Below are 23201 nucleotides of genomic sequence, written 5' to 3' on the forward strand. Positions count from 1 at the left end.
CTCCGCTGCCGTCGGGAAACGGCGTGAGTAAATTCATCAGGAGAATAAAATGAAAGCAGCGGCAACTACCGCAGGCGCTCTGGCGCTGCTGGCGCTGGCCGGTTCAGCGCAGGCGATTGAAGGCGGTGTCGACGTAGGTCGTGATTATACTAATGTACACGCGGGTATGGGCGCTGACTCGCCTGGTCTGGCGCTGACCGGTAACTGGTTGCGTAGCGATCACGACGGCAGCATGGGTAGCCTGGGTCTGGGTTACAATGTGGGTCTGGGCGATATCTTTATCACGCCTGGCGTGAAAGCGATTTCCACCAACCCAACCGATAGCAAAGATGGCTATGCCGTTGCGGTCGGCATTGGCGCAAGCGTTCCAGTCACCAATATGTTCAACGTATTTGGTCAGTATTACTACTCGCCGGATTCTTTCTCCAGCCACATTGATGACTACCAGGAAGCTTCCGCTGGCGTGAGCTTTAAGCCAATCTCTCTGGTTGACGTGCGCGTGGGCTATCAGTACCTGGCGATGAACGGTAAAGACGGTCGTAAAGACAACGTCATTGCCGACGGTGCATACGTAGGTGCATCCCTGCATTTCTGATGTCAAAGGCGGCAACCCGTAAAGGGTGACCTGCCGCTGAACGCGTCCGGCTTCTGGCCGGATCTGCCTGCTCCCGGTACGGCTGATGCCCTGATCCAGGCCGGGAACAGGCTTATTATGCTGAAGTTTTATAAAGTTGTTGCCGCTAATGTGCGAACAGGTGCTCTATATTAAAATATAGCAGATTATATTAACGCCTTTATCTGACATCATTAATATTCCGATAAAGATAAATGCTATATATTTAAACCACTCCGTTTATTGCTTCTTTTTTTACATTTTCGCCTGTAGAGTGACGGCGTGGGAAATGGGGTTTATTTGGTTTTTTATTCTTAATTGTAGCTCTTCCTGACGTTTTTTTAGCATTTATCCCCAGTTACGCCTTTCTGTTTAAATTTTCATTTTTTTGTGTAATTTTCTAAGAAAAAATACCTTTCATCTGTAAAAGTCTTCTGTAAGAATAATCTTGCCGCCCTGAGTAGGGGTTTATTATTAATTTTATTTACCTTATGGTGTAAATGGTCATTAATAAACTGAGATACTGTTAATGCGTTATTGAATCATCTGTTTTTACAGGGGGCTTTTCTCAGCAAAGAGAATAATGTTGTAAATAAATCACAAACGGAAAGATTTATAATCAAAGGAATGTATTTTATGCAAATTAATAAAATCGTACTGTCAGCTATCGCCATTTTCGGCATGACTTCTCTGGCTTATGCCGACCAGGGAAATGGTTCAGTGACTTTTTCGGGATCCGTCATTGAGGCTCCTTGCTCAATTAATCCTGATTCTGTTTATCAGGACGTGCCTCTTGGGCAAATCTCGACTGTTACCCTGAAGGATGGCGGAACCTCCAATCCCCGTCCTTTCCAGATTAAACTGGAAAACTGTACGGTTGCGACCGCCGCAGTGGTAACGGCCATGTTTAGCGGATCGGAAAGCGCTACCGGTCTGTTGGGCATGACCGGGACAGTTAAGGGCGCGAGTATCGCCATCACTGATGGTACTGGCGCAGTGCTTAAGCTCGGCAGTCCGAGCGCTAAGCAGGGCTTGCAGACTGGTTATAATACCTTGAGTTTTTCTGCCTATGTGCAAGGTGATGGCAAAGACGTAACGCCTGGCGAATTCCAGAGTATTGCTGATTTCACACTCGCATATCAATAAGTCGATTTGACAAACCTTGTCCACTCCCGGCGTTTCTGCCGGGAGTGTTTTCTGCCTGGGGCAAAACAGGTTCATGTTTGTCGGCAGAATGGCGGAGTTATTTTTATGCTTATTTTCCTCCGGCAAGAAATTATTAAATCGGTTATGAAAGGCTTACCCAGGGATTAGCTTCTCGCAAGGATGCCGCTGTCAGTGAATATTATCTTAAAAAAAGATATTTTATGGCTATGGTATGCCATATTTCTGCTAGTTATTTGCTTTTTCGCGCGGTCTGTCGGGGCGAATGGAATAGAATTTAATACCGATCTTTTAGATGTGAAAGACAGAGTGAATATCGATCTCAGCCGTTTTTCTCAGGCGGGATACATCATGCCAGGTAACTACACTCTGAAACTTCAGATTAATGATAACGAGCTACCCGAGCAGCCGGTGGACTGGTTTACGACAGAAGATAACGAAAAAGAAAGCAGACCCTGTCTGACTACCGCTCTGGTCAATTTTATTGGCCTGAAGCCTGAGCTACGCCCGCAGTTAACGTGGTGGCATGAGGGCCAGTGTCTGAATATCGACAGTTTGCCGGGTATGAGCCAGCGCGCTGATTTAGGCGCCAATACGCTCTATTTAACTATTCCACAAATTTATCTGGAATACCGCGCGCCCAACTGGGATCCGCCGGCGCAGTGGGATGAGGGGATACCCGGCCTGTTGTTCGATTATTACGCCAGTGCCCAGACCCGACATGAGCACGAGAAGAAAACGGACAACACGTTCACGGGGAACGGGACGGCAGGGGGCAACGTTGGTCCCTGGCGCCTGCGTGCCGACTGGCAGGGGCGCTATGACAGTCAGACCAGTAACAACCTTAACTGGGACTGGACACGCTTCTATGCCTGGCGCGCTTTACCGCACAGGCACGCCAGGCTGGGCGTGGGTGAACATGCGCTCTTTTCAGATATCTTCGACAGTTTTACCTATACCGGGCTGAGCCTGCGGTCAGATGACAATATGCTGCCGCCTAATCTGCGTGGCTATGCCCCGCAAGTCAGCGGGGTTGCGAAAACCAGCGCCAGAGTGGTGATCGTCCAGAAAGGGCGGGTCATCAAGGAAACGCGGGTTGCCGCCGGGCCGTTTCGTATTGAGGATCTTAACGAAACGATCGGCGGCGAGCTGGATGTGCGCGTAGAAGAGCAGGATGGCTCAGTACAAACTTTCAGCATTAATACGGCCAGCGTGCCCTATCTGACGCGGCCGGGCGTGGTGCGCTACAAGCTGGCGGCCGGCAGGCCTTCCAACACTCAGCACCATATGGAAGGCGAGGGCTTCGTAAACGGCGAGTTCTCATGGGGCGTCAGTAACGGCTGGTCCCTGTACGGCGGGACGATAGCCAGTGAGGAATACCAGGCGCTGGCGCTGGGCACAGGGCGCGATCTGATGGCTTTCGGCGCGCTCTCTTTGGATTTTACTCAGGCGTTTGCGCGGCGTTTACCCGCTCCGCTGCCGGATACGCAAAAAGGGGCCTCGTGGCGCGTCAGCTACTCAAAAAGGTTCGACGAGACCGACAGTGAAATGACCTTTGCAGGCTACCGCTATTCAGAGCAGGGCTATATGAGTATGCAGGATTACCTTAACGCGCATAAATACGGCAGGGCCTACGGCAACGGTAAAGAGATGTATACCGCCATATTCAGCCAGCAGCTGCGCGACTGTCGGGCAAGCTTTTATCTGAATTACTCTCATCAGACCTGGTGGGATAAACCGGACAATGACCGTTTTACCCTGACGGCGACGAAATATTTTGACGCCGGGCGCTTGCGTAATATCAGTCTGTCAGCCACCGCCTGGCGTAATAAATATGAAGGCAGCAATGATGATGGGATTTACCTGTCGCTGTCACTACCGTGGGGCAATAGCGGCACGCTGAATTACAACGGATCTTTCAATCAGGGTAATAACACTCATCAGGCCAGCTACTTCAATACGGTGGATGAGCGTAACAACTATCAAATCAGCGGTGGGGCTGCGGGACAGGAGACGCTGGCAAGCGGCTATTACACCTATCGTGGAGACAGCGCGCGGATAAACGTTAATGCCGGCTATCAGGGCAACAGCTATTCAGCTTTAAGCCTTTCGGCGCAGGGCGGCGTAACGGCTACCGCACAGGGTGCGGCGCTGCATCGTATCAGCAGGCCGGGCGGCACCAGAATGCTGATCGACACCGCGGTAAAAGATATTCCGGTAAAAAGCTACGGCGCGGATACCTTAAGTAACCGCTTTGGCAAAGCCGTTATCGCGGATATCAGCAGCTATTACCGTAACCGCATCAGTATCGATATCAATGCGTTGCCGGACAATGCTGAAGCGAGCGCTTCGGTTATCCAGCGCACCTTAACCGAAGGCGCGATTGGCTACGGTGGCTTTAAAGTAGTGACCGGGAGCAAAACCATGGCGGTACTGCGCCTGGAAAACGGCGAAGCCCCGCCGTTTGGCGCTACGGTAAAAAACAGCCAGCGTCAGGAAGTGGGCATTGTGAATGATGACGGCAGCATCTATCTGAGCGGTATCCAGCCAGGCATAACGATGCGGGTAAGCTGGAGCGGCAAAGAGCAGTGCGAATTTAAACTGCCGGAGAGCTTGTTCGGTGATATTTCTCAGCGTCTTTTGTTGCCGTGCCGCCTGTTATAAACCGCGCAGGGCTGCCGCTGATAGTTGACATGGTGTAAGGGGAAAAATGAGATCATATAAAGCAGGTTTATCACGCATCGCCGTTTTACTCACCGTTCTGGTGGCCGTACAAAGCCACGGCGCTGTTTCACTCGATCGTACGCGCGTGATATTTGAGGGCGGCCAAAAGTCTGTCAGCCTGGTCGTCAGTAACGATAATAAACAATTACCCTATCTGGCGCAGGGCTGGATAGAAGATAGCCAGGGTAAAAAAATCCAGCAGCCGCTGACCGCTCTGCCGCCGGTACAGCGCATTGAGCCGGGCAGCAAGAGCCAGGTAAAAATAGAGACGTTGCCTTCCGTGGGCGCGCTGCCGCAGGATCGTGAAACCTTATTCTACTTTAATCTGCGTGAGATCCCGCCGCGATCCGAACGCCCCAACACGCTCCAGCTTGCCTTGCAGACAAAGGTAAAATTATTTTATCGCCCGCAGGCGCTGGTGCCCAAAAGAAACGCGGTGCCCTTTCAGGCGCAGCTGACGCTGACTCGCGTCGGCGATCGCTATCAGGTAAACAATCCCACGCCCTATTTCGTGACGCTGATCGATGGCCGCAACGCCGCCAGGAATAGCGGCATCAGGAATTTCAAGCCGCTGATGATCGCGCCGAAAAGCAAAGACGTGCTTGAGGTCAGCGCTGCAGCGTTGGGAAGCCGCCCGCTGCTCACCTATATCAACGATTACGGCGCCCGTCCGCAGTTGCAGTTTACCTGTAGCGGGGATCATTGTAAGGCCACGGCGGTCAGGCCCGCTGGCTAAGCGCATAGGGTCTTGCCGCTTCGCCAGAGCAGCCGCGCAACGCTTCTTTGCTCAACCGCGTCTTGCCCGGGCTGCGGCAGGTTTATGTTGGATAAGCCGTCATGAACGGCGGCAGGATAAACAGATGGACAGCACAACCACCTTTGCAAAAGCGGTGCTCTGCACGCTAACAGGATTAACGCTATTTTCAGGCCGGGTGACGGCAGCGCCCGAGGTATTCACCTTCACCATGACGGCCAACGTGCTGCAGTCCGCCTCCTGTCAGCTTAATGAAGGCAAAAACGTTGAGGTTTCCTTTGGCGATCGGGTAGATATTGCAAAAATCAACGGCACCAATTACCAGAGCGAGATTGCTTATAACTTTAGCTGCAAGCAGCAGGGTAAAAATACGGTAACGCTGCAAATCGACGGCACGGGCGCAGATTTTGGCCAGGGGATGCTGTATGTCCAGCCCGGCCTGGCGATTAAAATAATGAACGAGGGTAAAGCCCAGCCGGTAAATACCTCGTTTGCCATTGATGGCACGGATCCCCCCGTTCTGATGGCCGTGCTGGTGAAAAATCCAGCGGCCTCGTTAACGCCCGGATACTTTGAGGCGACGGCGACAATTAAGGCGGTCTACCAATGAAAAGGAAATTAATGCGCTGCCTGGGAGCAGGCCTGGGGATAACGCTGTTCGTTGCGTTCGGCTATGCCGCGCCTGCAGAGGTAGCGGTGAAGGCAACATTCAGCGGTACGCTGGTTGAAAATCTCAGCCCCTGTACGATACGGCCCGGTGATGAATACATCACGCTCCCGCTGGCGGCCGTCACGCTGAACATGCTGCAGAGCTCGCAGGAAAGCCCGCGTTACCCGTTTGCCGTTCATCTGGAAAACTGCGAGTTTGATGCGACAACGCCAGGCCGAATTGAAGTTTTCCTGCGCGGGAATGGGGACAGTAACGGGATGCTGCAACCGGATGCGGGCAGTACCGCTACCGGCATCGTTATCGGCATCGAAAATGCGCGGGGCGCGCCGCTGGCGGTCAATGCCACCTCGCCGGGGCTGACGCTGTCCCTGAACGCTGCTGATATCGTTATCCCGATGCAGGCCTGGCTACGGGCGGACGGCGCGACGCCGCCGACGGCAGGAGAATTCACCGCCAGCCTGAATTACATCATCGAATACCCCTGAACCGCCGAAACCGCCGCCGCCGTACGGGGTGCTGGCTGGCTCATAACAAGGAGATAAAATGAAAAGGATTATGTTCGCGCTGAGCCTGATCTGTTTTTCAACGTCGGCGCTGGCGTGGTACTACAATTCCGTGCCGGGCATTACGACCGGCCTGACGGTCAGAAATAATATGATTACGGTGGAGGCCGGCACCGACGTCTGGCTCTGCTCCAGCAGGGGCAGTAACCGCAACCTGGTATTCCATATCTATGGCCTTACCGTCCGCAATCCTGAAGTAGCCGCCACGTTTATCGGGATGAGCGATGCGCCCGGCGGTGTGCCAACCGTACAACAATGCCAGAACGCCACCGACGAACCAGCAAGGCGAATAAAAGTCGCGCAATACCGCTTAACGCAAACGGTGATCGTGTCGGTACAGGAAGGCGATTATAGCGCCTGCTGGTCAGGATGGGATGGCCTGGGTAAAGATGCGCGCTGCAGCGGCGGCATACCGATCACGCCGATCGACGACTGCCATGCGGAGCTGGTGAGTTATCCCAACGATCTGGGTACGGTTATCGTCGGCGAGCCCATTAACCGTAACCACAAAGTAGGGGACCTCACGTTAATATGCAAAACGGTGCCGTCGACTACGGTGGAGATTACGCAGCAGGCATCGGCGGGGAACGTGCTCGATCAGCAGATCCTGGATGAAAGCGGTAAAAAATTGGAAGGGCTGAAATTTTTTACCAGCGACGTAACCGAGGCGCTGTATATGCAAACAACCGGAACGCCGAAAGCGGCACAGCGTATAGAGGATAGCGTGGTCGTGGTGCTGAACTATCACTGAGCGCGGCGCGTCACTGCGCTGCAGGGCGGCTAGCCGCCCTGCAGCTCGCTACTTAGTGACTTTTCCCGCTTTCAATGCCCACGCCGGTTTGCGAACGTACAAACTGCGCCTGAAAACGCTGCCGCTCCTGCTGACCTTCCTGAGAGTGGTCGGTCACGGAAAACAGCCAGGTGCCGATAAAGGCGACCAGCATAGAAAACAGCGCCGGATATTCGTAAGGGAAGACCGGTTTCGCGTGGCCCAGCACCTGAACCCATACCGTAGGGCCTAAAATCATCAGCACTACTGCCGTCAGTAACCCCAGCCAGCCGCCTGCCATCGCGCCTCTTGTGGTCAGTTTCGACCAGTACATCGACAGCAGAATAATCGGGAAGTTACAGCTTGCCGCAATCGAGAAGGCCAGCCCGACCATAAAGGCGATATTCTGTTTCTCAAACAAAATACCCAGCGCGATAGCGACCACCCCCAGCACCAGCACGGTGATTTTCGAGACGCGCAGCTCCTGTTTCTCGGTGGCCTGGCCCTTTTTCACCACGCTGGCGTAAAGATCGTGCGATACTGCCGACGCGCCCGCCAGCGTCAGCCCGGCGACCACCGCCAGAATCGTGGCGAAGGCCACTGCGGAAATAAAGCCCAGGAACAGGCTGCCGCCAACGGCATCGGCCAGATGTACCGCCGCCATGTTATTACCGCCGATCAGCAAGCCGGTCGCATCCTTGAACGCGGGATTAGCGCCGACCAGTAGAATCGCGCCGAAGCCGATAATAAAGGTCAGGAAGTAGAAGTAGCCCATAAACCCGGTAGCGTAAAACACGCTTTTACGCGCCTCGCGGGCGTCGCTGACGGTAAAGAAACGCATCAGGATATGCGGCAGGCCAGCCGTCCCAAACATCAGCCCCAGCCCGAGCGACAGCGCGGAGATCGGGTCGTGTACCAGCCCGCCGGGGCGCATGATCGCCACGCCTTTTGGATGCACCGCCATCGCCTGGGTAAAGAGATTATTAAAGCTGAAGCCCACGGTTTTCATCACCATGATCGCCATAAAGCTGGCGCCAAACAGCAGCAGCACCGCCTTGATAATCTGCACCCAAGTGGTCGCCAGCATGCCGCCGAACAGCACGTACAGCACCATCAGGATCCCCACCAGCACCACGGCGACGTGATAGTCCAGACCAAACAGCAGCTGGATAAGCTTACCCGCGCCGACCATCTGTGCGATCAGATACAGCGCCACCACCACCAGCGACCCGCAGGCGGAAAGCGTGCGAATAGGCAGCTGTTTCAGACGATAGGAGGCGACGTCTGCAAAGGTATAGCGTCCCAGGTTGCGCAGCCGTTCGGCGATCAGAAACAGGATAATCGGCCAGCCGACCAGAAAACCCAGCGAATAGATCAGGCCGTCGTAGCCGGAGGTATAAACCAGCGCGGAGATCCCCAGGAATGAGGCGGCCGACATAAAGTCGCCCGCCATCGCCAGGCCGTTCTGAAAACCGGTAATATTGCCGCCAGCGGTATAATAATCGCTGCGCGAACGGGTGCGTTTGGAGGCCCACCAGGTGATACCCAGCGTGGCGGCCACGAAGATCAGGAACATCACGATCGCTTCAACGTTGGTGGGCTGTTTTTCAACCGCGCCGCTAATCGCATCGGCGGCGCGGGAAGAAACAGGCAGCAGCAGGGCGAAATAAAGGAAAAGTTTCATCCTTTCACCTCATCCAGCAGCGCTTTGGTTAAGCGGTCGAATTCGCCATTGGCCCGCCAGACATAAATACCGGTTAAAAGAAAAGAAATAACGATCAGCCCAATGCCAATCGGAATACCACGGGTAACATTGGTATTAGCGTCAAGCGGCGTACCCAGCCAGCCTGGCGCAAAGGCGATTAATAAAATAAAGCCGACGTAGAGAATAAGCATTATTACCGAGAGCAGCGTGGCGAAAGCCTGGCGTTTTCTTACCAGCTCTTTAAAACGCGCGCTTTTTTCAATCCGCTGATATCTATCGTTCATCACAGAGTCTCCAGAGATAATTGCAAGAGCTGTTATGAGATCCGGCTTGACTGAGCGACCGCGCCGGTAATGCCTCATCATCGGGAAGCTGATAAATAAAGGGCAGCGTGGTAATAATTACGCTGCCCGCTAAAGCCAGACTGCCTTTTACTTATTTTCAGGGCATGGCAATATCCTGTTTCTCCTCCAGCAGTTTTTCCACGACGCCCGGATCGGCCAGCGTCGAGGTATCGCCTAAATTGGTAGTATCGCCAGCGGCAATTTTGCGCAAAATACGGCGCATAATTTTCCCGGAGCGGGTTTTCGGCAGGGAATCCGTCCAGTGCAGCACGTCCGGCGTGGCGATAGGGCCAATCTCTTTGCGCACCCAGCCGCGTACCTCGCTGTAAAGCTCGGGCGTCGGCTCTTCGCCGCTGTTCAGCGTGACGTAGGCGTAAATGGCCTGGCCTTTAATGGCGTGAGGAATGCCGACCACGGCCGCTTCGGCGATTTTAGGATGCGAGACCAGCGCGGATTCTATCTCCGCCGTGCCCAGCCGATGGCCAGAAACGTTCAGGACGTCGTCCACGCGGCCGGTGATCCAGTAATAGCCGTCCTCGTCGCGCCGCGCGCCGTCGCCGCTGAAGTACATGTTTTTAAAGGTAGAGAAGTAGGTCTGTTCAAAGCGCTCGTGATCGCCGAACAGCGTGCGTGCCAGGCCAGGCCAGGCGTCAACGATCACCAGGTTGCCCTCGCAGGCCCCCTCCAGCGCGTTGCCTTCGTTATCGACCAATGCAGGCTGTACGCCGAAGAAGGGTTTGGTGGCCGAACCGGCCTTCAGCTCCGTCGCGCCAGGCAGCGGCGCGATCATAAAGCCGCCCGTTTCCGTCTGCCACCAGGTATCGACAATCGGGCAGCGGCTGTTGCCGATTTTCTGGTAATACCACTCCCAGGCTTCCGGGTTAATCGGTTCGCCGACGGAACCCAGAATGCGCAGCGTGGAGCGATCGGTGCCGCTAATGGCTTTGTCGCCCTCCGCCATCAGCGCACGAATTGCCGTAGGTGCGGTATACAGCAGCGTGACTTTATGTTTATCCACCACTTCCGCCATCCGGCTGGGCTTCGGCCAGTTCGGCACGCCTTCAAACATTAGCGTGGTCGCGCCCAGCGCCAGCGGGCCGTACAACAGATAGCTGTGGCCGGTGATCCAGCCAACGTCGGCGGTGCACCAGTAGATATCGTCGGCATGATAATCAAAAACGTATTTGAAGGTGGTCGCCGCGTAAACCAGATAGCCGCCGGTAGTATGCAGCACGCCCTTCGGCTTGCCGGTGGAGCCGGAGGTATAAAGGATAAACAGCGGATCTTCCGCGCCCATCTCTTCCGGCTGGTGGTGCGCGCTGGCCTTGTTCACCAGTTCGTGCCACCACAGATCGCGGCTGTGCCAGGCGATATCCGCGCCGGTGCGGCGGAAAACCACCACGTTGCTTACCGTGGTGACGCCGGGATTAGCCAGCGCCTCGTCGACGTTTTTCTTCAGCGGGATGGCGCGCCCGGCGCGAATGCCCTCATCGGCGGTCACCACCAGCTTCGCGGCGGAGTCAACAATGCGTCCGGCAACGGCTTCCGGCGAGAAACCGCCAAAAATTACCGAGTGCACCGCGCCGATCCGCGCGCAGGCCAGCATGGCGACGGCGGCTTCCGGCACCATTGGCATATAGATCGCCACCACGTCGCCTTTACCTATGCCCAGCTCTTTCAGCGAGTTGGCGAAGCGGCAGACTTCCCGATGCAGTTCGCGGAAGGTCAGCGTCTTGCTTTCACTGGCGTCGTCGCCTTCCCAGATAATCGCCGGATGGTCGCCCCGGCTGTGCAGATGGCGATCCAGACAGTTGGCCGCCAGGTTGAGCGTGCCGTCTTCAAACCAGCGGATATTAATATTGCCCGGCGCAAATGAGGTGTTCTTCACGCTGGTGTACGGCTTTATCCAGTCGAGGATTTTACCCTGTTCGCCCCAGAACGCCTCGGGATCCTGTACGGACTGCTGGTACATCGACTGATACTGCGGGGCAGCGATCAGCGTATTTTCCGCGATATTCGCGGGAACGGGATGTCGGTGTTGTTGGCTCATGGCTACTCTCCTTGAAGATGTTAATAATATGTCAATCAAAGGTTGGATGGAGCGTGCCGCCGGGCTTTGTTTGCTTTTTGCGCCATGGATCACGCCATAACGTCAGGTGATGAAAATGGTCAAAAAGTTGCCGTAATACGGTGGAACTTTCCGCAACCGTCGGCCACTCATTCGCCGCATAACGCAAACGGGCTGTACAAAAGCCGCACAACTAAACCTGGCTGTTCGGCTGGCGCCTGGTGAGTAACTGCATAGCTATGCGCAGATATGGAGATATATTTCTAATTATAACAAAGAGTTAGTAGTACGCGTCGATTCCAGAGCTTTATCCTGTTCGACGATGATAGTTTAGCCGTATATCACTTAGGGTTGCATTTATACCCGTGAAAATGGTACTGATTACGCGCCTGTAAATCAGGTATCAACCATCCATTATCCGCGCATTCGCCGACATCGGCCTGCTTCCCTTGAGAGTGATCGCTCCGCATTAAAGACGCGGAGAGCGGGTTTTGTTAAGGAAAAAACTATTATGAAAGCTGCAAAATTCAGCCTTGCCTGGCAAATATTGACGGCGTTGGTACTGGGGATCGTCGTTGGCGCGATACTGCATAATCAACCGGAGGATCGTGAATGGTTAATCGCTAACATTCTAAGTCCTGCCGGGGATATCTTTATCCATCTGATCAAGATGATTGTGGTTCCCATCGTGATTTCCACGCTGATCGTCGGTATCGCCGGCGTGGGCGATGCGAAAAAACTGGGACGGATCGGCGTCAAAACCATCCTCTATTTTGAAGTGATAACCACCATTGCCATTGTGGTAGGGATTACCCTGGCGAATGTGTTTCAACCTGGCTACGGCATTGATATGTCGACGCTGGCAACGGTGGACATCTCTAAGTATGAAGCCACCACGGCACAGGTTCAGGGCGGCCCGCACAGCCTGGTGACCACTATCCTGTCGCTGATCCCGCAGAATATTTTCGCGGCGATCGCGAAAGGCGAGATGCTGCCGATCATCTTCTTCTCGGTGCTGTTTGGGCTGGGGCTGTCATCGCTGCCTGCGGAACATCGCGAGCCGCTGGTGAAGGTGTTTCGCTCCACCTCGGAAACCATGTTTAAAGTCACCAATATGATTATGCGCTACGCGCCGATTGGCGTGTTTGCCCTGATCTCGGTGACTATCGCCAACTTTGGTTTCGCCTCACTGTGGCCGCTGGCTAAGCTGGTGATCCTGGTGTACGTCGCCATTCTGTTCTTTGCCTTTGTGGTGCTCGGAACGGTCGCGCGCATCTGTAAGCTGCGCATTACCACGCTAATGCGCATTCTGAAGGATGAGCTGATCCTCTCTTATTCTACCTCCAGCTCTGAAACGGTGCTGCCGAAGATCATGGAGAAAATGGAGGCTTACGGCGCGCCTAAGTCCATCACCAGCTTCGTAGTGCCGACCGGCTATTCGTTTAACCTGGACGGCTCCACGCTCTATCAGAGCATCGCGGCGATCTTTATTGCGCAGCTGTACGGCATTGACCTCTCTATTGGTCAGGAGATCGTGCTGGTGCTGACGCTGATGGTGACATCGAAAGGGATCGCGGGCGTGCCTGGCGTTTCCTTTGTGGTGCTGCTGGCTACGCTGGGCAGCGTGGGCATTCCGCTGGAAGGCCTGGCGTTTATCGCCGGCGTTGACCGCATCATGGACATGGCGCGTACCGCGCTGAACGTAGTCGGCAACGCGCTGGCGGTGCTGGTGATCGCCAAGTGGGAAAACCAGTTTGATGCCAAACAGGCGGTGGCCTACGAGGCGCGTCTGGCATCCGCTTCCTGATCGCCCCGGCGCGACAGAACAGCAAAAATTAAAATGGCCTTCGGGCCATTTTTTTTGCTTTTTTCCATGCCAGAGCGCAGCAGCTATTTTTATAATTATAAATCACATTATTTAAGCGGGGGGGGAAATAACCGTTAGTCTGTTTTTTAATAAAACTATTTCTGAAGTTGACTTCTAAAATCCTATCCCCTGAGTTTTTCTCTTATCTGTTCATTCAGGAATAATATTTTTTTATTTTACGCTAACGCGAAAAGCAGTGGGTATCCTTTTAGCGATAAAAGGAAAATAAGTTAACAGACTTCCGCTAATTAATAGGGTTATTTACGGCGCCATTATATTTTTTTGGGAGTGTCGTTTGTCGCCATAATTTTATATGGATCTTTTGTTGCAGTAACGATGTGATTGTTGTTAACCATTTTTAATTGTTCGTCACGTCGCCTGCCATCGCATTTTTACGGCGGGATTTTTTACTTTTTTCTTCAACGCTGGAGGAAATATCCTTTTTAAATTACATCTCCTTTTGCGAAGACTTATTGCGGCACAGGGCGCGATAGCGCCTGCTTTTTACAGCCGGGCGGCAACGCTGAAATCCTTTTTACCCTGTGTTGCCTTAAGCAGAGCTTCCGCAGCGGCAAGCTTGGTCAGAGGTGGGAAGCCGGCATTGGCACCACCCCCGTCTTTAAAAAATAAGGTGTTGCTCTGTGCGGAAGCGGACTATCGGAAAGAAATCGACGGCAACGACCGGGCTATAACGCAGGCGTAAGGGGGGGGGTTAACCTTTCGCCGGGCGTGATCCGTTCACCATACTAAAACATCTCTGCATATTAATGGCTTGTCATCGACAGGGTTTTGCGGGCAGCTGGAACCGGTTCTTTTCTCGCCAGACGGCTGTCCGTAAGGCTTTGCGATTTTTTACCGTTTGCACGGAATTTAGCTTTAGCAACTAAAGTTCAGGCGGGACGGGCCGAAAATATAACGAATGATAATTTATCCACTCAAAGCCCAATCCTGGTCACCGCTTCAAGGATTTACGCCATGCGCAGCAATCAACCCGTAACACAACAGGAATTTGCGTTTGATGAGAACGCCACGCTGATGTCAACCACCGACGCCAGCAGCCATATCACCTACGCGAACGACGTATTCATCAAAGTCAGCGGCTTTACGCCGGAAGAGATCAACGGGCAGCCTCACAATATAGTGCGCCATCCTGATATGCCGCCGGAAGCGTTTGCCGATATGTGGGCGACGCTGCAACAGGGCGAACCCTGGTCCGCGCTGGTGAAAAACCGTCGTAAAAACGGCGATCACTACTGGGTACGCGCCAATGCCGTGCCGATCGTGCGCAACGGCCAGATACAGGGCCATATGTCGGTTCGCACCCGTCCCGCCGCGCAGGAGATTGCGCAGGCTGAAGAACTGTATAAAGAGTTTCGCGAAGGCAAGCGTAAGGGCTGGCGCTTCCATAAAGGATTGCTGGTGCGTACCGGGGCGCTGCGCTGGGCCTCGCTGCTGAAAACCATGCCGCTGCGCTGGCGCATTCGCTCTGCGCTGCTGGCGCTGTGGCCGCTCTCCGTGGCGGGTGTCTGGGCGCTGGGGCTGCCGGCCCAGCCGCTGGCGATATTCAGCGCCATCATGGCCGTGCTGCTGCTGCTGGCCACGGGCTGGCTTGAGCAGCAGATTTCCCGTCCCGTTGAACGGCTGTGCAAACAGGCGCTGAGCGTGGCAACCGGCGCCTGTCAACAGGTCGACCAGATGGATCGCGTGGATGAAATCGGCACCACGCTGCGGGCGGTCGGGCAGCTGGGGTTGATGTTCCGCTGGCTGCTGGAAGACGTCAGCGGCCAGGCGGTCAACGTGATGAGCGCCAGCGATGCTATCGCGCACGGCAATAACGAGCTGAGCCGTCGTACCGAACAGGCGGCGGCCAACGTTCAGCAAACGGCTGCAACCATGAATGAACTGACCGCCACGGTGAAAAGCAATACCGACACGGCGCAGCAGGTTAATACGCTTTCCGCCAGCACGCGCGATGCCGCGACCAAAGGCGGCGTGGTGATGAAGGATATGGTCGGCATGATGGCGGAAATTGCCGACAGTTCGAAGAAGATAGCCAACATCACCAGCGTCATTGATGGCATCGCGTTCCAGACCAATATCCTGGCGCTAAATGCTGCGGTGGAAGCCGCACGCGCGGGCGAGCAGGGCAAGGGCTTTGCCGTGGTGGCCGGAGAAGTGCGCAGCCTGGCGCAGCGCAGTGCCAAAGCCGCCAGCGAAATCAAAAGCCTGGTGGAGAACAGCGCGCTGAAGGTGGAGTCCGGCAGCGTTCACGTTAACGACGCGGGCAAAACGATGGAGGATATCGTTTCTCAGGTGCAGAACGTTACCTCGCTGATTGCGCAGATCAGTTCCGCCACCGCCGAGCAGGCTACGGCGCTGAGCGAGGTCAGTCTGGCGGTAGAAGACCTGGACAATATCACTCATCAGAACGCCGAGCGGGTGGAAGAGGGCGCACAGGCGGCTGGCCGAATGACGCATCAGGCCACCCGTCTGGTGGAAGCGATCAGCGTGTTCCGCTAGTGGCGATGCAGGCTTCGTTCGCGCCACGTTTTGGCGAGCAGCGAACGGAGCCTGCTTTTTGAACGGCATACTTTTAGACGGTAAGACAAAATTCCCGCTCGCTTTCCTTACGCTTCTGTCCGGGGTTACCGGCCCCGCTTTGCCGAAAAAGGCTGTTGCAACTCCTGTTTTACGCCCTCTCCACGGATATAACGCTTTAAGGCGTGCGGCCTCTCCGGGCTATGTATAGCTAAAACAGCGATAAAAAAGAGCAGGTCTTTCGACCTGCTCCGCATAACGCCCTGGTGGTGGCGTGGTGAGGCTTATCCTGCTACAGAGGGGGATCGTCTGCGTAAAGGGGGAAAAGCGCTGTCAGATACAAGAGGTTTTCCCGGACGCCGCAGAACGATAACCAAAACTGTATAATAATTGACTGATATACTGCAATCTCAAAACCAGTACAGGGAAACAATTAGGATTAATACCGGGTTTTCTAATAATAAATCCTTTAATAATCATGGTACTGTTTTTGTTCATTCGGAGTTTTCCTATGGCGGGTGCGCAGAGGCCCGACCAGAAGGGTCAGGAGTTTTCTTCGGTAAAAAGTGATAAAAAATATAAAATATTCTGTTGTTTTTCCGTTAGCTTTTACCCACGCTTGTTGCCGGTAAAAGGGAAATTACGCCCATTTTAAGCTGCTACTTTTCTCCCCGCTCTGCCTGTTTCCTGCGCGACCGCAGCAGGAATTCAACTACAGTTAGTGACTCAGTCCGCTCTTTTCAGCCAGGAGAAAACAGATTTATGAGTCAGTTTTTCATGCATCAAAAAAGCGATCTGGTCAGTGAAGCCATTGAAGGCGCGCTGATCGGCAACCCGTGGCACAGCCTTAGCCTGCTTGACGCCGGCCCCGATATTCGGGTGGTGGTGCGTAACGACTGGGATAAAAAGGACGTAGCGCTGATTTCCGGCGGCGGCTCCGGGCATGAACCGGCGCATGTGGGCTTTGTCGGAAAAGGAATGCTTACCGCCGCCGTCTGCGGCGATATTTTTGCCTCGCCGAGCGTGGAGGCGGTACTCAGCGCCATCATCAACGTCACGGGTGAAAAAGGCTGTCTGCTGATCGTCAAAAATTACACGGGCGATCGGCTGAACTTTGGCCTGGCGGCGGAAAAAGCCAAAAAGCTGGGCTTTAAGGTCGAGCTGGTGATGGTGACCGATGATATCGCGCTGCCGGATAATCCGCAGCCGCGCGGGATTGCCGGTACGGCACTGATCCATAAAGTCGCCGGCTATGCCGCCGCCAGCGGAAAATCGCTGGAAGAGGTGATGGCGGCGGCCAACGAAGCCATTGCCGCCACCGCCAGTCTCGGCCTGGCCTTCAGCAGCTGCCATGTACCCGGCGAAAAGCGGGACGAGCGGGTTAAAGAAGGCCAAAGCGAGTTAGGCATGGGCATTCATGGCGAACCGGGCGCCTCCACGCTGAAAACGCAGGACAGCCGCGAGATCGTTGCACTGATGGCGGAGAAGCTGGCGGAGCACAATCCGGACAACAAAAAAACGGCGCTGTTAATCAATAACCTGGGCGGATTCTCTTCGCTGGAAATGGCAGTGCTGACGCGTGAGGTGCTGCGTTCGCCGCTGGGAAAACAGGTCGATCTGCTGATTGGCCCGGCGACGCTGGTCAGCGCGCTGGATATGAAAGGCTTTTCGCTGTCAACGCTGCTGCTTACCGATGTGCTGGCGGAAGCGTTGAAGGCGCCGGTTGAGGCCAGCGGCTGGCAGCCCGCGAGCAAGCCTGCTCCGCTTAATACGCGCCGTGGCGAAAAGGTCGCGCGGCAGCAGCAATTTGCGCCTTCGGAAAATGCATCAGCCGCCGCCATAGTGGCCAGCGTTTGCCGCACGCTGGCAGAGCTGGAGACCGAGCTTAACCAGCTGGATGCGAAAGTGGGCGATGGTGACACCGGCTCGACCTTTGCCGCCGGAGCGAAAAAAATCCTGGCCGAGCTGGAAGCGAACAGACTGCCGCTGAACGAGCCGGAAAATCTGCTAACGCTAATTGGCGAAGAGCTGGCGGTGGTGATGGGCGGCTCCAGCGGCGTGCTGATGTCGATTATGTTTACCGCCGCCGGACAGAAGCTGGAAGAAGGCGAGGCGTTGCCGCAGGCGCTGAGCTACGGGCTGGAACGGATGCAGCACTACGGCGGCGCACGGCCGGGCGATCGCACCATGATTGACGCGCTGGATCCGGCCTTCGCCGCGCTGGCGGCGGGCAAAAGTAAAGAAGAGGCGGCGCAGGCGGCAAAAGCGGGCGCGGAGAAAACGGCGCAGATGAGCAAAGCGCAGGCGGGCCGCTCTTCTTACCTTAACCAGGAAAGCCTGCATGGCGTGAAGGATCCGGGTGCTTATGCGGTAGAACAGGTCTTCGCCAGGCTGGCCGCGCAATAACAGCGGCCCTTGCAGGGCGCGGCTCCTTCCGCGCCCTGTTAAAGCTCTCCTTCCGCTTCCCTGTCCAGTACCTGTTCAAACAGCCGCAGACGTTTATAGATAGACAATAGCTCAACCAGCGTACTCCACGAATAAACCAGATATTGAAAGGCGCCGCGCACCTGTTCAAATACGTTATTGATTTGCTGGAGCAGCCCGAAGGTAATGGCGGCGGTGACAATAGAAGGAAACAGCACCACCAGACCGAAAACGGCGTCCAGCTGCAAATAGAGCGAGCGGGCGATATTGAAATAGAGATAGTGAAAGTAGAGCCGGAAATAGTTCTTACGGATAAGCCCGAACAAATTTTGCACCGTGGGCGGACTGGCGCGCGCGGGATCGTCTTCGCCATAGACCAGTTCTTTACGGTAGCCCGCCTCCACCCGCTGATTACGAAACGACAGGCCCGGCAGCCTGATGCCGACGGTGGCCAGCAGCCCGGTGCCCAGTAGCGACCAGAGCACCACGGCAATCACCAGCGCGTAGGGCAGGTCACCCAGCAGCGGCACGTTTTTCACATGTACCGATAGCCCAATCAGCACCGGCAAAAAAGCGATAAGCGTCATCACGGCGTTAATCAGGCTGACGCCCATATCCTCCAGCGTCGAGGCAAAGCGCATGGTGTCTTCCTGCACGCGCTGCGCTGCGCCTTCGATGCCGCGCAGCCGTGACCAGTGCGCCATGTAATAGTTGTTCATCGCCGTGCGCCAGCGGAAAACATAGTGACTGATAAAGAACATATTCAGCACATCCACCAGCACGGCAATCAGCGCAATGCTGAGAAAGCCGATCAGCTGCTGATAAAGCGTGGCGATCGGCACCGAATTAGGATGGGTCAGCGCACGCTGGATCAGATCGTAAAACGGCTCATACCAGGCGTTGATAGCAACGTTCATCTGCACCGAAAACCAGGTCACAAAGATAATCAGCGCCGAACCGTTTACCGACCAGTTTTGCCAGGGATGCGGACTGAACACGCGCCAGAACCCGGCGAACACGGCGAAAGCCGCAAAATAGTACAGGTAAAAAGCGAGGGCGGAAGGCGCGATAAAGCGCAGGGCGTTATTCGGCAGCGGGCCGGAATGGGCCAGGGAGGTCAGAAACTGCCTGCCGCCGGCAAACCAGACAACAATGGCGATCGCACACCAGACGGCTGCGCTGCTGAAGAACAGCGCGGGGCGGGGAAAAAAGGATTTAAACATAGCGACTCCAGAACGGTAAGCCCACCATCTAACGCGATTACTCGTTAATGGTCTTACCGGTTTTGTATCCGCTGATGTCTGACCGCCGCCTTTGCAACAGGCGGGTGTTTCCGTTACGCCAGTAGTTAACGTGAATAGCGGTTGCGAAGCGTTAATAAATTGAAGGTCATTATTTTAATACTCTGCAAACATCTTATCCCGGAATTGTAGCGAACGTGGGTTGCAGCCACGCGTTCAACCCTGCATAGTCCCCCCGCTCTGGCCCGGTGAAATAAATGCTGAATGTTATTTAAACGAGGCCGATAACGATAAGGCACTTTCAGGCAGCGGAGCCTGATAAAGCAAGGTTTTACAGGGAATAGCGGCGCGGGATCGCTTCAGAAAAGGCGGGCTTGTAGCGGAGGGCTGTTTATCTGCAGGCCAGGTCTTGTTCGGGGCAGCGTCTCTCAGGCGGAAAGAAAATGAACGAAAATAATGATGTGATGTACCGGCTGCTGGTGCAAAGCGTGGTCGGCTACGCCATTTATATGCTCAAACCTGACGGCACCGTAGCCAACTGGAACGCGGGCGCGGAGCGGGCGAAAGGCTATCTGCCGGACGAAATTATCGGCAAAAATTTTGACTGTTTTTACAGTGCGGCAGACAGAGAAAAAGGACTGCCGCAGCGCGGTCTGGCCATCGCCCGCGAAAAAGGACGTTTTGAAACCGAAGGCTGGCGCTACCGCAAAGACGGCAGCGCTTTCTGGGCGCACGTGGTGATTGATGCCGTGCACGACGACGACGGCAAGCTAATTGGCTTCGCCAAAATTACCCGCGACTGTACCGAACAGCAGGCTCAGTTTGCCGAACAGCGCGCCCAGGAGCAGAAATTTCGTTTGCTGGTCGAAGGCGTGGTCGATTACGCCATCTATATGCTCGATCCCGACGGCTATGTTGTGAACTGGAATGAAGGCGCAAGGCGTTCCAAAGGCTATACGGCGGAAGAAATCGTCGGCAAACACTTCTCCTGCTTTTACAGCACGCAGGCCCAGCAGGCCAGGCTCCCGGAAAACAACCTGAAAACCGCCTACCGCACCGGCCGATTTGAAGAGCAGGGCTGGCGCTATCGCAAAGACGGCACCTCTTTCTGGGCGCACGTGGTGATTGACGCCGTGCACGACGACGACGGTAAGCTAATCGGCTACGCCAAGATCACCCGCGACTGCACTGAACAACAGCGCGTGTTGCAAGAACAGCGCGAAAGGGAACAGGTATTCCGCCTGCTGGTGGAGGGCGTCACCGACTACGCCATCTATATGCTCGATCCTAAAGGCCATGTGGTGAACTGGAACGCCGGTGCGCATCGTGCCAAAGGCTATACGGCAGAGGAAATCGTCGGCGAACACTTCTCCTGTTTTTACAGCGCACAGGATCGCTTTGCCTGCCTGCCCGACAAAAACCTGGCTATTGCGCAAAGCGCCGGGCGTTTTGAAGATCAGGGCTGGCGCTATCGTAAAGACGGCAGCGCCTTCTGGGCGCACGTGGTGATCGAAGCAATTCATACTAAAGAAGGCCGCCTGCTTGGCTTTGCCAAAATTACCCGCGACTGCACTGAACTGCGCGAGTACGAACAGCAGATCCTGCGGGCAAAAGATCTGGCAGAGCAGAACAGCAATAAGATGGCCGCGCTGTCGAAGTTTCTCGACACCATTATCGGCAATATTCCCTGCTGCGTGATAGTGGAAGACGTGGTATCGCGCGAGGTGCTGCTGCTGAACAGCAAAGCGGAGCAGCTGCTGGGCGTAAAAATGAAGGAGCTTGCCGGTAAAAGGCTGGACGATTACATGCCCTCAGAGCTGAGCGGCTATTTTTCCCAGCTGGCCACCGCCGCACAGCGTAATGAAGGCGTGCATAAAAACGAGCAGCTGTTGCGTACCCGTGGCGGCGAGCGGATCATCAACGCCTCGGCCTCGATTATTAACGGCAACGACGCCCACACTAACTACGTGCTGCTGATTGCTGACGACATCACCGATCAGCGCGCGGCTGATGCGCGCATTCATCATATGGCGCATCATGATAACCTGACCAGCCTGCCGAACCGCGTGCTGTTCAGCCAGCGGCTGAACGAGGCGCTGCGCTGCGATTTCGATAATGGTAAACAGACGGCGGCGCTCTGTCTGGATCTGGATAACTTCAAGAACGTCAACGACGCGCTGGGCCATCAGGTCGGTGACGATCTGCTGCGCGCCGTCGCCAGCCGTTTGCGCGGCGTGCTGCGTGAACAGGATACGCTGGCGCGCAACGGCGGCGATGAATTCTCTATCGTACTGCCGGGCCTGACGCATTTACAGGAGGCCGAAGCGGTGGCGCAAAGGCTGATTGAGGCGATCCGCCCGATCTTCAACGTCGACGGGCATAGCCTGACGGTCGGGTTGAGCATCGGCATTTCTATTGTCGCAGGCGGCCTGAGCACCCCCGCCGAGCTGCTGCGCTGCGCTGATATGGCGCTGTACGAAGCCAAACGCAACGGCCGCAACCGCTTTGAGCATTTCTCCAGTGAAATGGGCGAAGCCGCCAGCAAACGCCGTATGATTGAAACCGATCTGCGCGAGGCGATGACCCATCGCCATCTCAAGCTGTATTACCAGCCGATTACCGATAGTCTGGGTCAGGAGATTATCAGCTACGAAGCGCTGATGCGCTGGCACCATCCGAAACGGGGGCTGATTATGCCGCTGGACTTTATTCCCGTAGCGGAAGAAACCGGGCTGATCCACTCGCTGGGTGCCTTCGCGCTGTACGAAGCCTGCCGCGAGGCGGCGAAGTGGCCGGCGCATCAGAGCGTGGCGGTCAATCTTTCGCCGCTCCAGTTTAAAAACAGTTCGCTGGTGTCGGTGGTGGAAGCGGCGCTGAAGGATTCCGGGCTGGCGCCGCACCGGTTGGAGGTGGAGATCACGGAGTCGGTGCTGCTGGACAACACCCTGGTCAATATCCGCATTCTGCAAAAGCTGAAGAAGCTGGGCGTACGCATCGCGCTGGATGACTTCGGCACCGGCTACTCGTCGCTCAGCTATTTGCGTTCTTTCCCGTTCGATAAGATTAAAATCGACAAGTCGTTTATCAACGATATGAAAGAGAGCCGCGAGGCGCTGGCCATTATCCGGGCCATTACGGGCATGAGCCGCAGCCTGGATATTCAAATCACGGCGGAAGGGGTGGAGAGCAGCGAGCAGTTCGAACAGCTGAAAGTCGAAGGCTGCACGCTGTTCCAGGGGTATTATTTTGGCCGCCCGCAGCCGTCGGAAACACGGCTGAAGCTGTTTGGCCTGGACGAAAAGCACGACGGGCAGGTTCACCCTTAGCGGCCCGGTTCTGAACAGCGCTATGGGTACGATCGCGCAGAGCTTATCCGCCACGTATTGCGTGCTGGCCTTGCGCATTTCTCTGGCTAAAGCACCCGCGCGTAATGTTACAGGCTGGCTCTCTGCGGCCTGACCACCGTAAAGGCAGGCTGCGCGCTGGTTCTGCTGTGGCCGCACGTTCTTCTGCTGCTTAACCCTTACCACCGTCTGCTGCGCGCTGACCCTCTCTGTTGGCGCGCATCTCTCTTTTCGTCTGCCTGATTGTTAATGAAATTGTGCCATTTTGTTTATTTACGCTAATTCTTTGCGCGGATTCCTGTTAAAATACATAAATTGTTACCGGTAACATTGATTCAGATCACGCTAGCGCCCGATTTTTATAAAAAAACAGGTTAGCGGGTCGTCCATCACGAATGCTTACAGCCGAACAA

General features: G+C 55.1%; 15 protein-coding genes. 11 read left to right on the forward strand and 4 right to left on the reverse strand.

Going from position 1 to position 23201, the window contains the following annotated elements; genetic code table 11:
* Positions 1–49 precede the first annotated feature (49 nt).
* From EGK14_RS16650 to EGK14_RS16680, 7 genes are all read left to right on the forward strand, one after another.
* Complete coding sequence (locus tag EGK14_RS16650) at positions 50–595, forward strand: YfaZ family outer membrane protein (protein ID WP_125290220.1); 546 nt, start codon at positions 50–52, stop codon at positions 593–595.
* A 654-nt stretch (positions 596–1249) separates the two neighbouring features.
* Positions 1250–1759, forward strand: a complete 510-nt coding sequence (locus EGK14_RS16655) for a fimbrial protein (RefSeq protein WP_125290221.1) — start codon at positions 1250–1252, stop codon at positions 1757–1759.
* 180 nt (positions 1760–1939) lie between these two features.
* Positions 1940–4441: an outer membrane usher protein gene (locus EGK14_RS16660; protein ID WP_125290222.1), complete on the forward strand. Its 2502-nt coding sequence runs from the start codon at positions 1940–1942 to the stop codon at positions 4439–4441.
* A 46-nt stretch (positions 4442–4487) separates the two neighbouring features.
* Entirely contained in the window at positions 4488–5237 is a 750-nt protein-coding gene (locus EGK14_RS16665) for a fimbria/pilus periplasmic chaperone (RefSeq protein WP_125290223.1), read from the forward strand.
* 124 nt (positions 5238–5361) lie between these two features.
* The gene (locus EGK14_RS16670) at positions 5362–5865 is read left to right on the forward strand and encodes a fimbrial protein (RefSeq protein WP_125290224.1); all 504 of its coding nucleotides are present in this window, start codon (positions 5362–5364) and stop codon (positions 5863–5865) included.
* Complete coding sequence (locus tag EGK14_RS16675; RefSeq protein ID WP_125290225.1) at positions 5862–6410, forward strand: fimbrial protein; 549 nt, start codon at positions 5862–5864, stop codon at positions 6408–6410. Before EGK14_RS16670 ends, EGK14_RS16675 begins: the two co-directional genes overlap by 4 nt.
* Positions 6411–6468: 58 nt before the next feature.
* Entirely contained in the window at positions 6469–7239 is a 771-nt protein-coding gene (locus tag EGK14_RS16680) for a hypothetical protein (protein WP_125290226.1), read from the forward strand.
* 52 nt (positions 7240–7291) lie between these two features.
* On the opposite strand, the gene actP is transcribed toward EGK14_RS16680, so the two are convergent.
* From actP to acs, 3 genes are all read right to left on the reverse strand, one after another.
* Positions 7292–8941: a cation/acetate symporter ActP gene (actP, locus tag EGK14_RS16685; RefSeq protein WP_125290227.1), complete on the reverse strand. Its 1650-nt coding sequence runs from the start codon at positions 8939–8941 to the stop codon at positions 7292–7294.
* Entirely contained in the window at positions 8938–9246 is a 309-nt protein-coding gene (locus EGK14_RS16690; protein ID WP_125290228.1) for a DUF485 domain-containing protein, read from the reverse strand. Before EGK14_RS16690 ends, actP begins: the two co-directional genes overlap by 4 nt.
* 157 nt (positions 9247–9403) lie before the next feature.
* Positions 9404–11356 (reverse strand): acetate--CoA ligase, encoded by a 1953-nt coding sequence (gene acs / locus EGK14_RS16695; protein WP_125290229.1) that lies wholly within the window; start codon positions 11354–11356, stop codon positions 9404–9406.
* A gap of 529 nt (positions 11357–11885) precedes the next feature.
* Here acs and gltP point away from each other — a divergent pair.
* The 3 genes from gltP (at position 11886) to EGK14_RS16710 (ending at position 18185) form a co-directional block, all read left to right on the forward strand.
* Positions 11886–13181: a glutamate/aspartate:proton symporter GltP gene (gene gltP, locus EGK14_RS16700; protein ID WP_125290230.1), complete on the forward strand. Its 1296-nt coding sequence runs from the start codon at positions 11886–11888 to the stop codon at positions 13179–13181.
* A 1035-nt stretch (positions 13182–14216) separates the two neighbouring features.
* On the forward strand, positions 14217–15761 hold the full coding sequence (locus EGK14_RS16705; protein ID WP_125290231.1) for a PAS domain-containing methyl-accepting chemotaxis protein: 1545 nt from the start codon (positions 14217–14219) through the stop codon (positions 15759–15761).
* A gap of 780 nt (positions 15762–16541) precedes the next feature.
* Positions 16542–18185: a dihydroxyacetone kinase subunit DhaK gene (locus EGK14_RS16710; RefSeq protein WP_125290232.1), complete on the forward strand. Its 1644-nt coding sequence runs from the start codon at positions 16542–16544 to the stop codon at positions 18183–18185.
* Between the two features lie 38 nt (positions 18186–18223).
* Here EGK14_RS16710 and sbmA read toward each other — a convergent pair whose 3' ends face one another.
* Positions 18224–19426 (reverse strand): peptide antibiotic transporter SbmA, encoded by a 1203-nt coding sequence (sbmA, locus tag EGK14_RS16715; RefSeq protein ID WP_125290233.1) that lies wholly within the window; start codon positions 19424–19426, stop codon positions 18224–18226.
* 461 nt (positions 19427–19887) lie between these two features.
* Between sbmA and EGK14_RS16720 the strand changes: the two genes are divergently transcribed.
* The gene (locus EGK14_RS16720; RefSeq protein ID WP_125290234.1) at positions 19888–22770 is read left to right on the forward strand and encodes a bifunctional diguanylate cyclase/phosphodiesterase; all 2883 of its coding nucleotides are present in this window, start codon (positions 19888–19890) and stop codon (positions 22768–22770) included.
* The last annotated feature ends 431 nt before the right edge of the window (positions 22771–23201 follow it).

Origin of the sequence: Erwinia sp. 198, assembly GCF_003937915.1 — a bacterium.
GTDB lineage: Bacteria > Pseudomonadota > Gammaproteobacteria > Enterobacterales > Enterobacteriaceae > Erwinia > Erwinia aeris.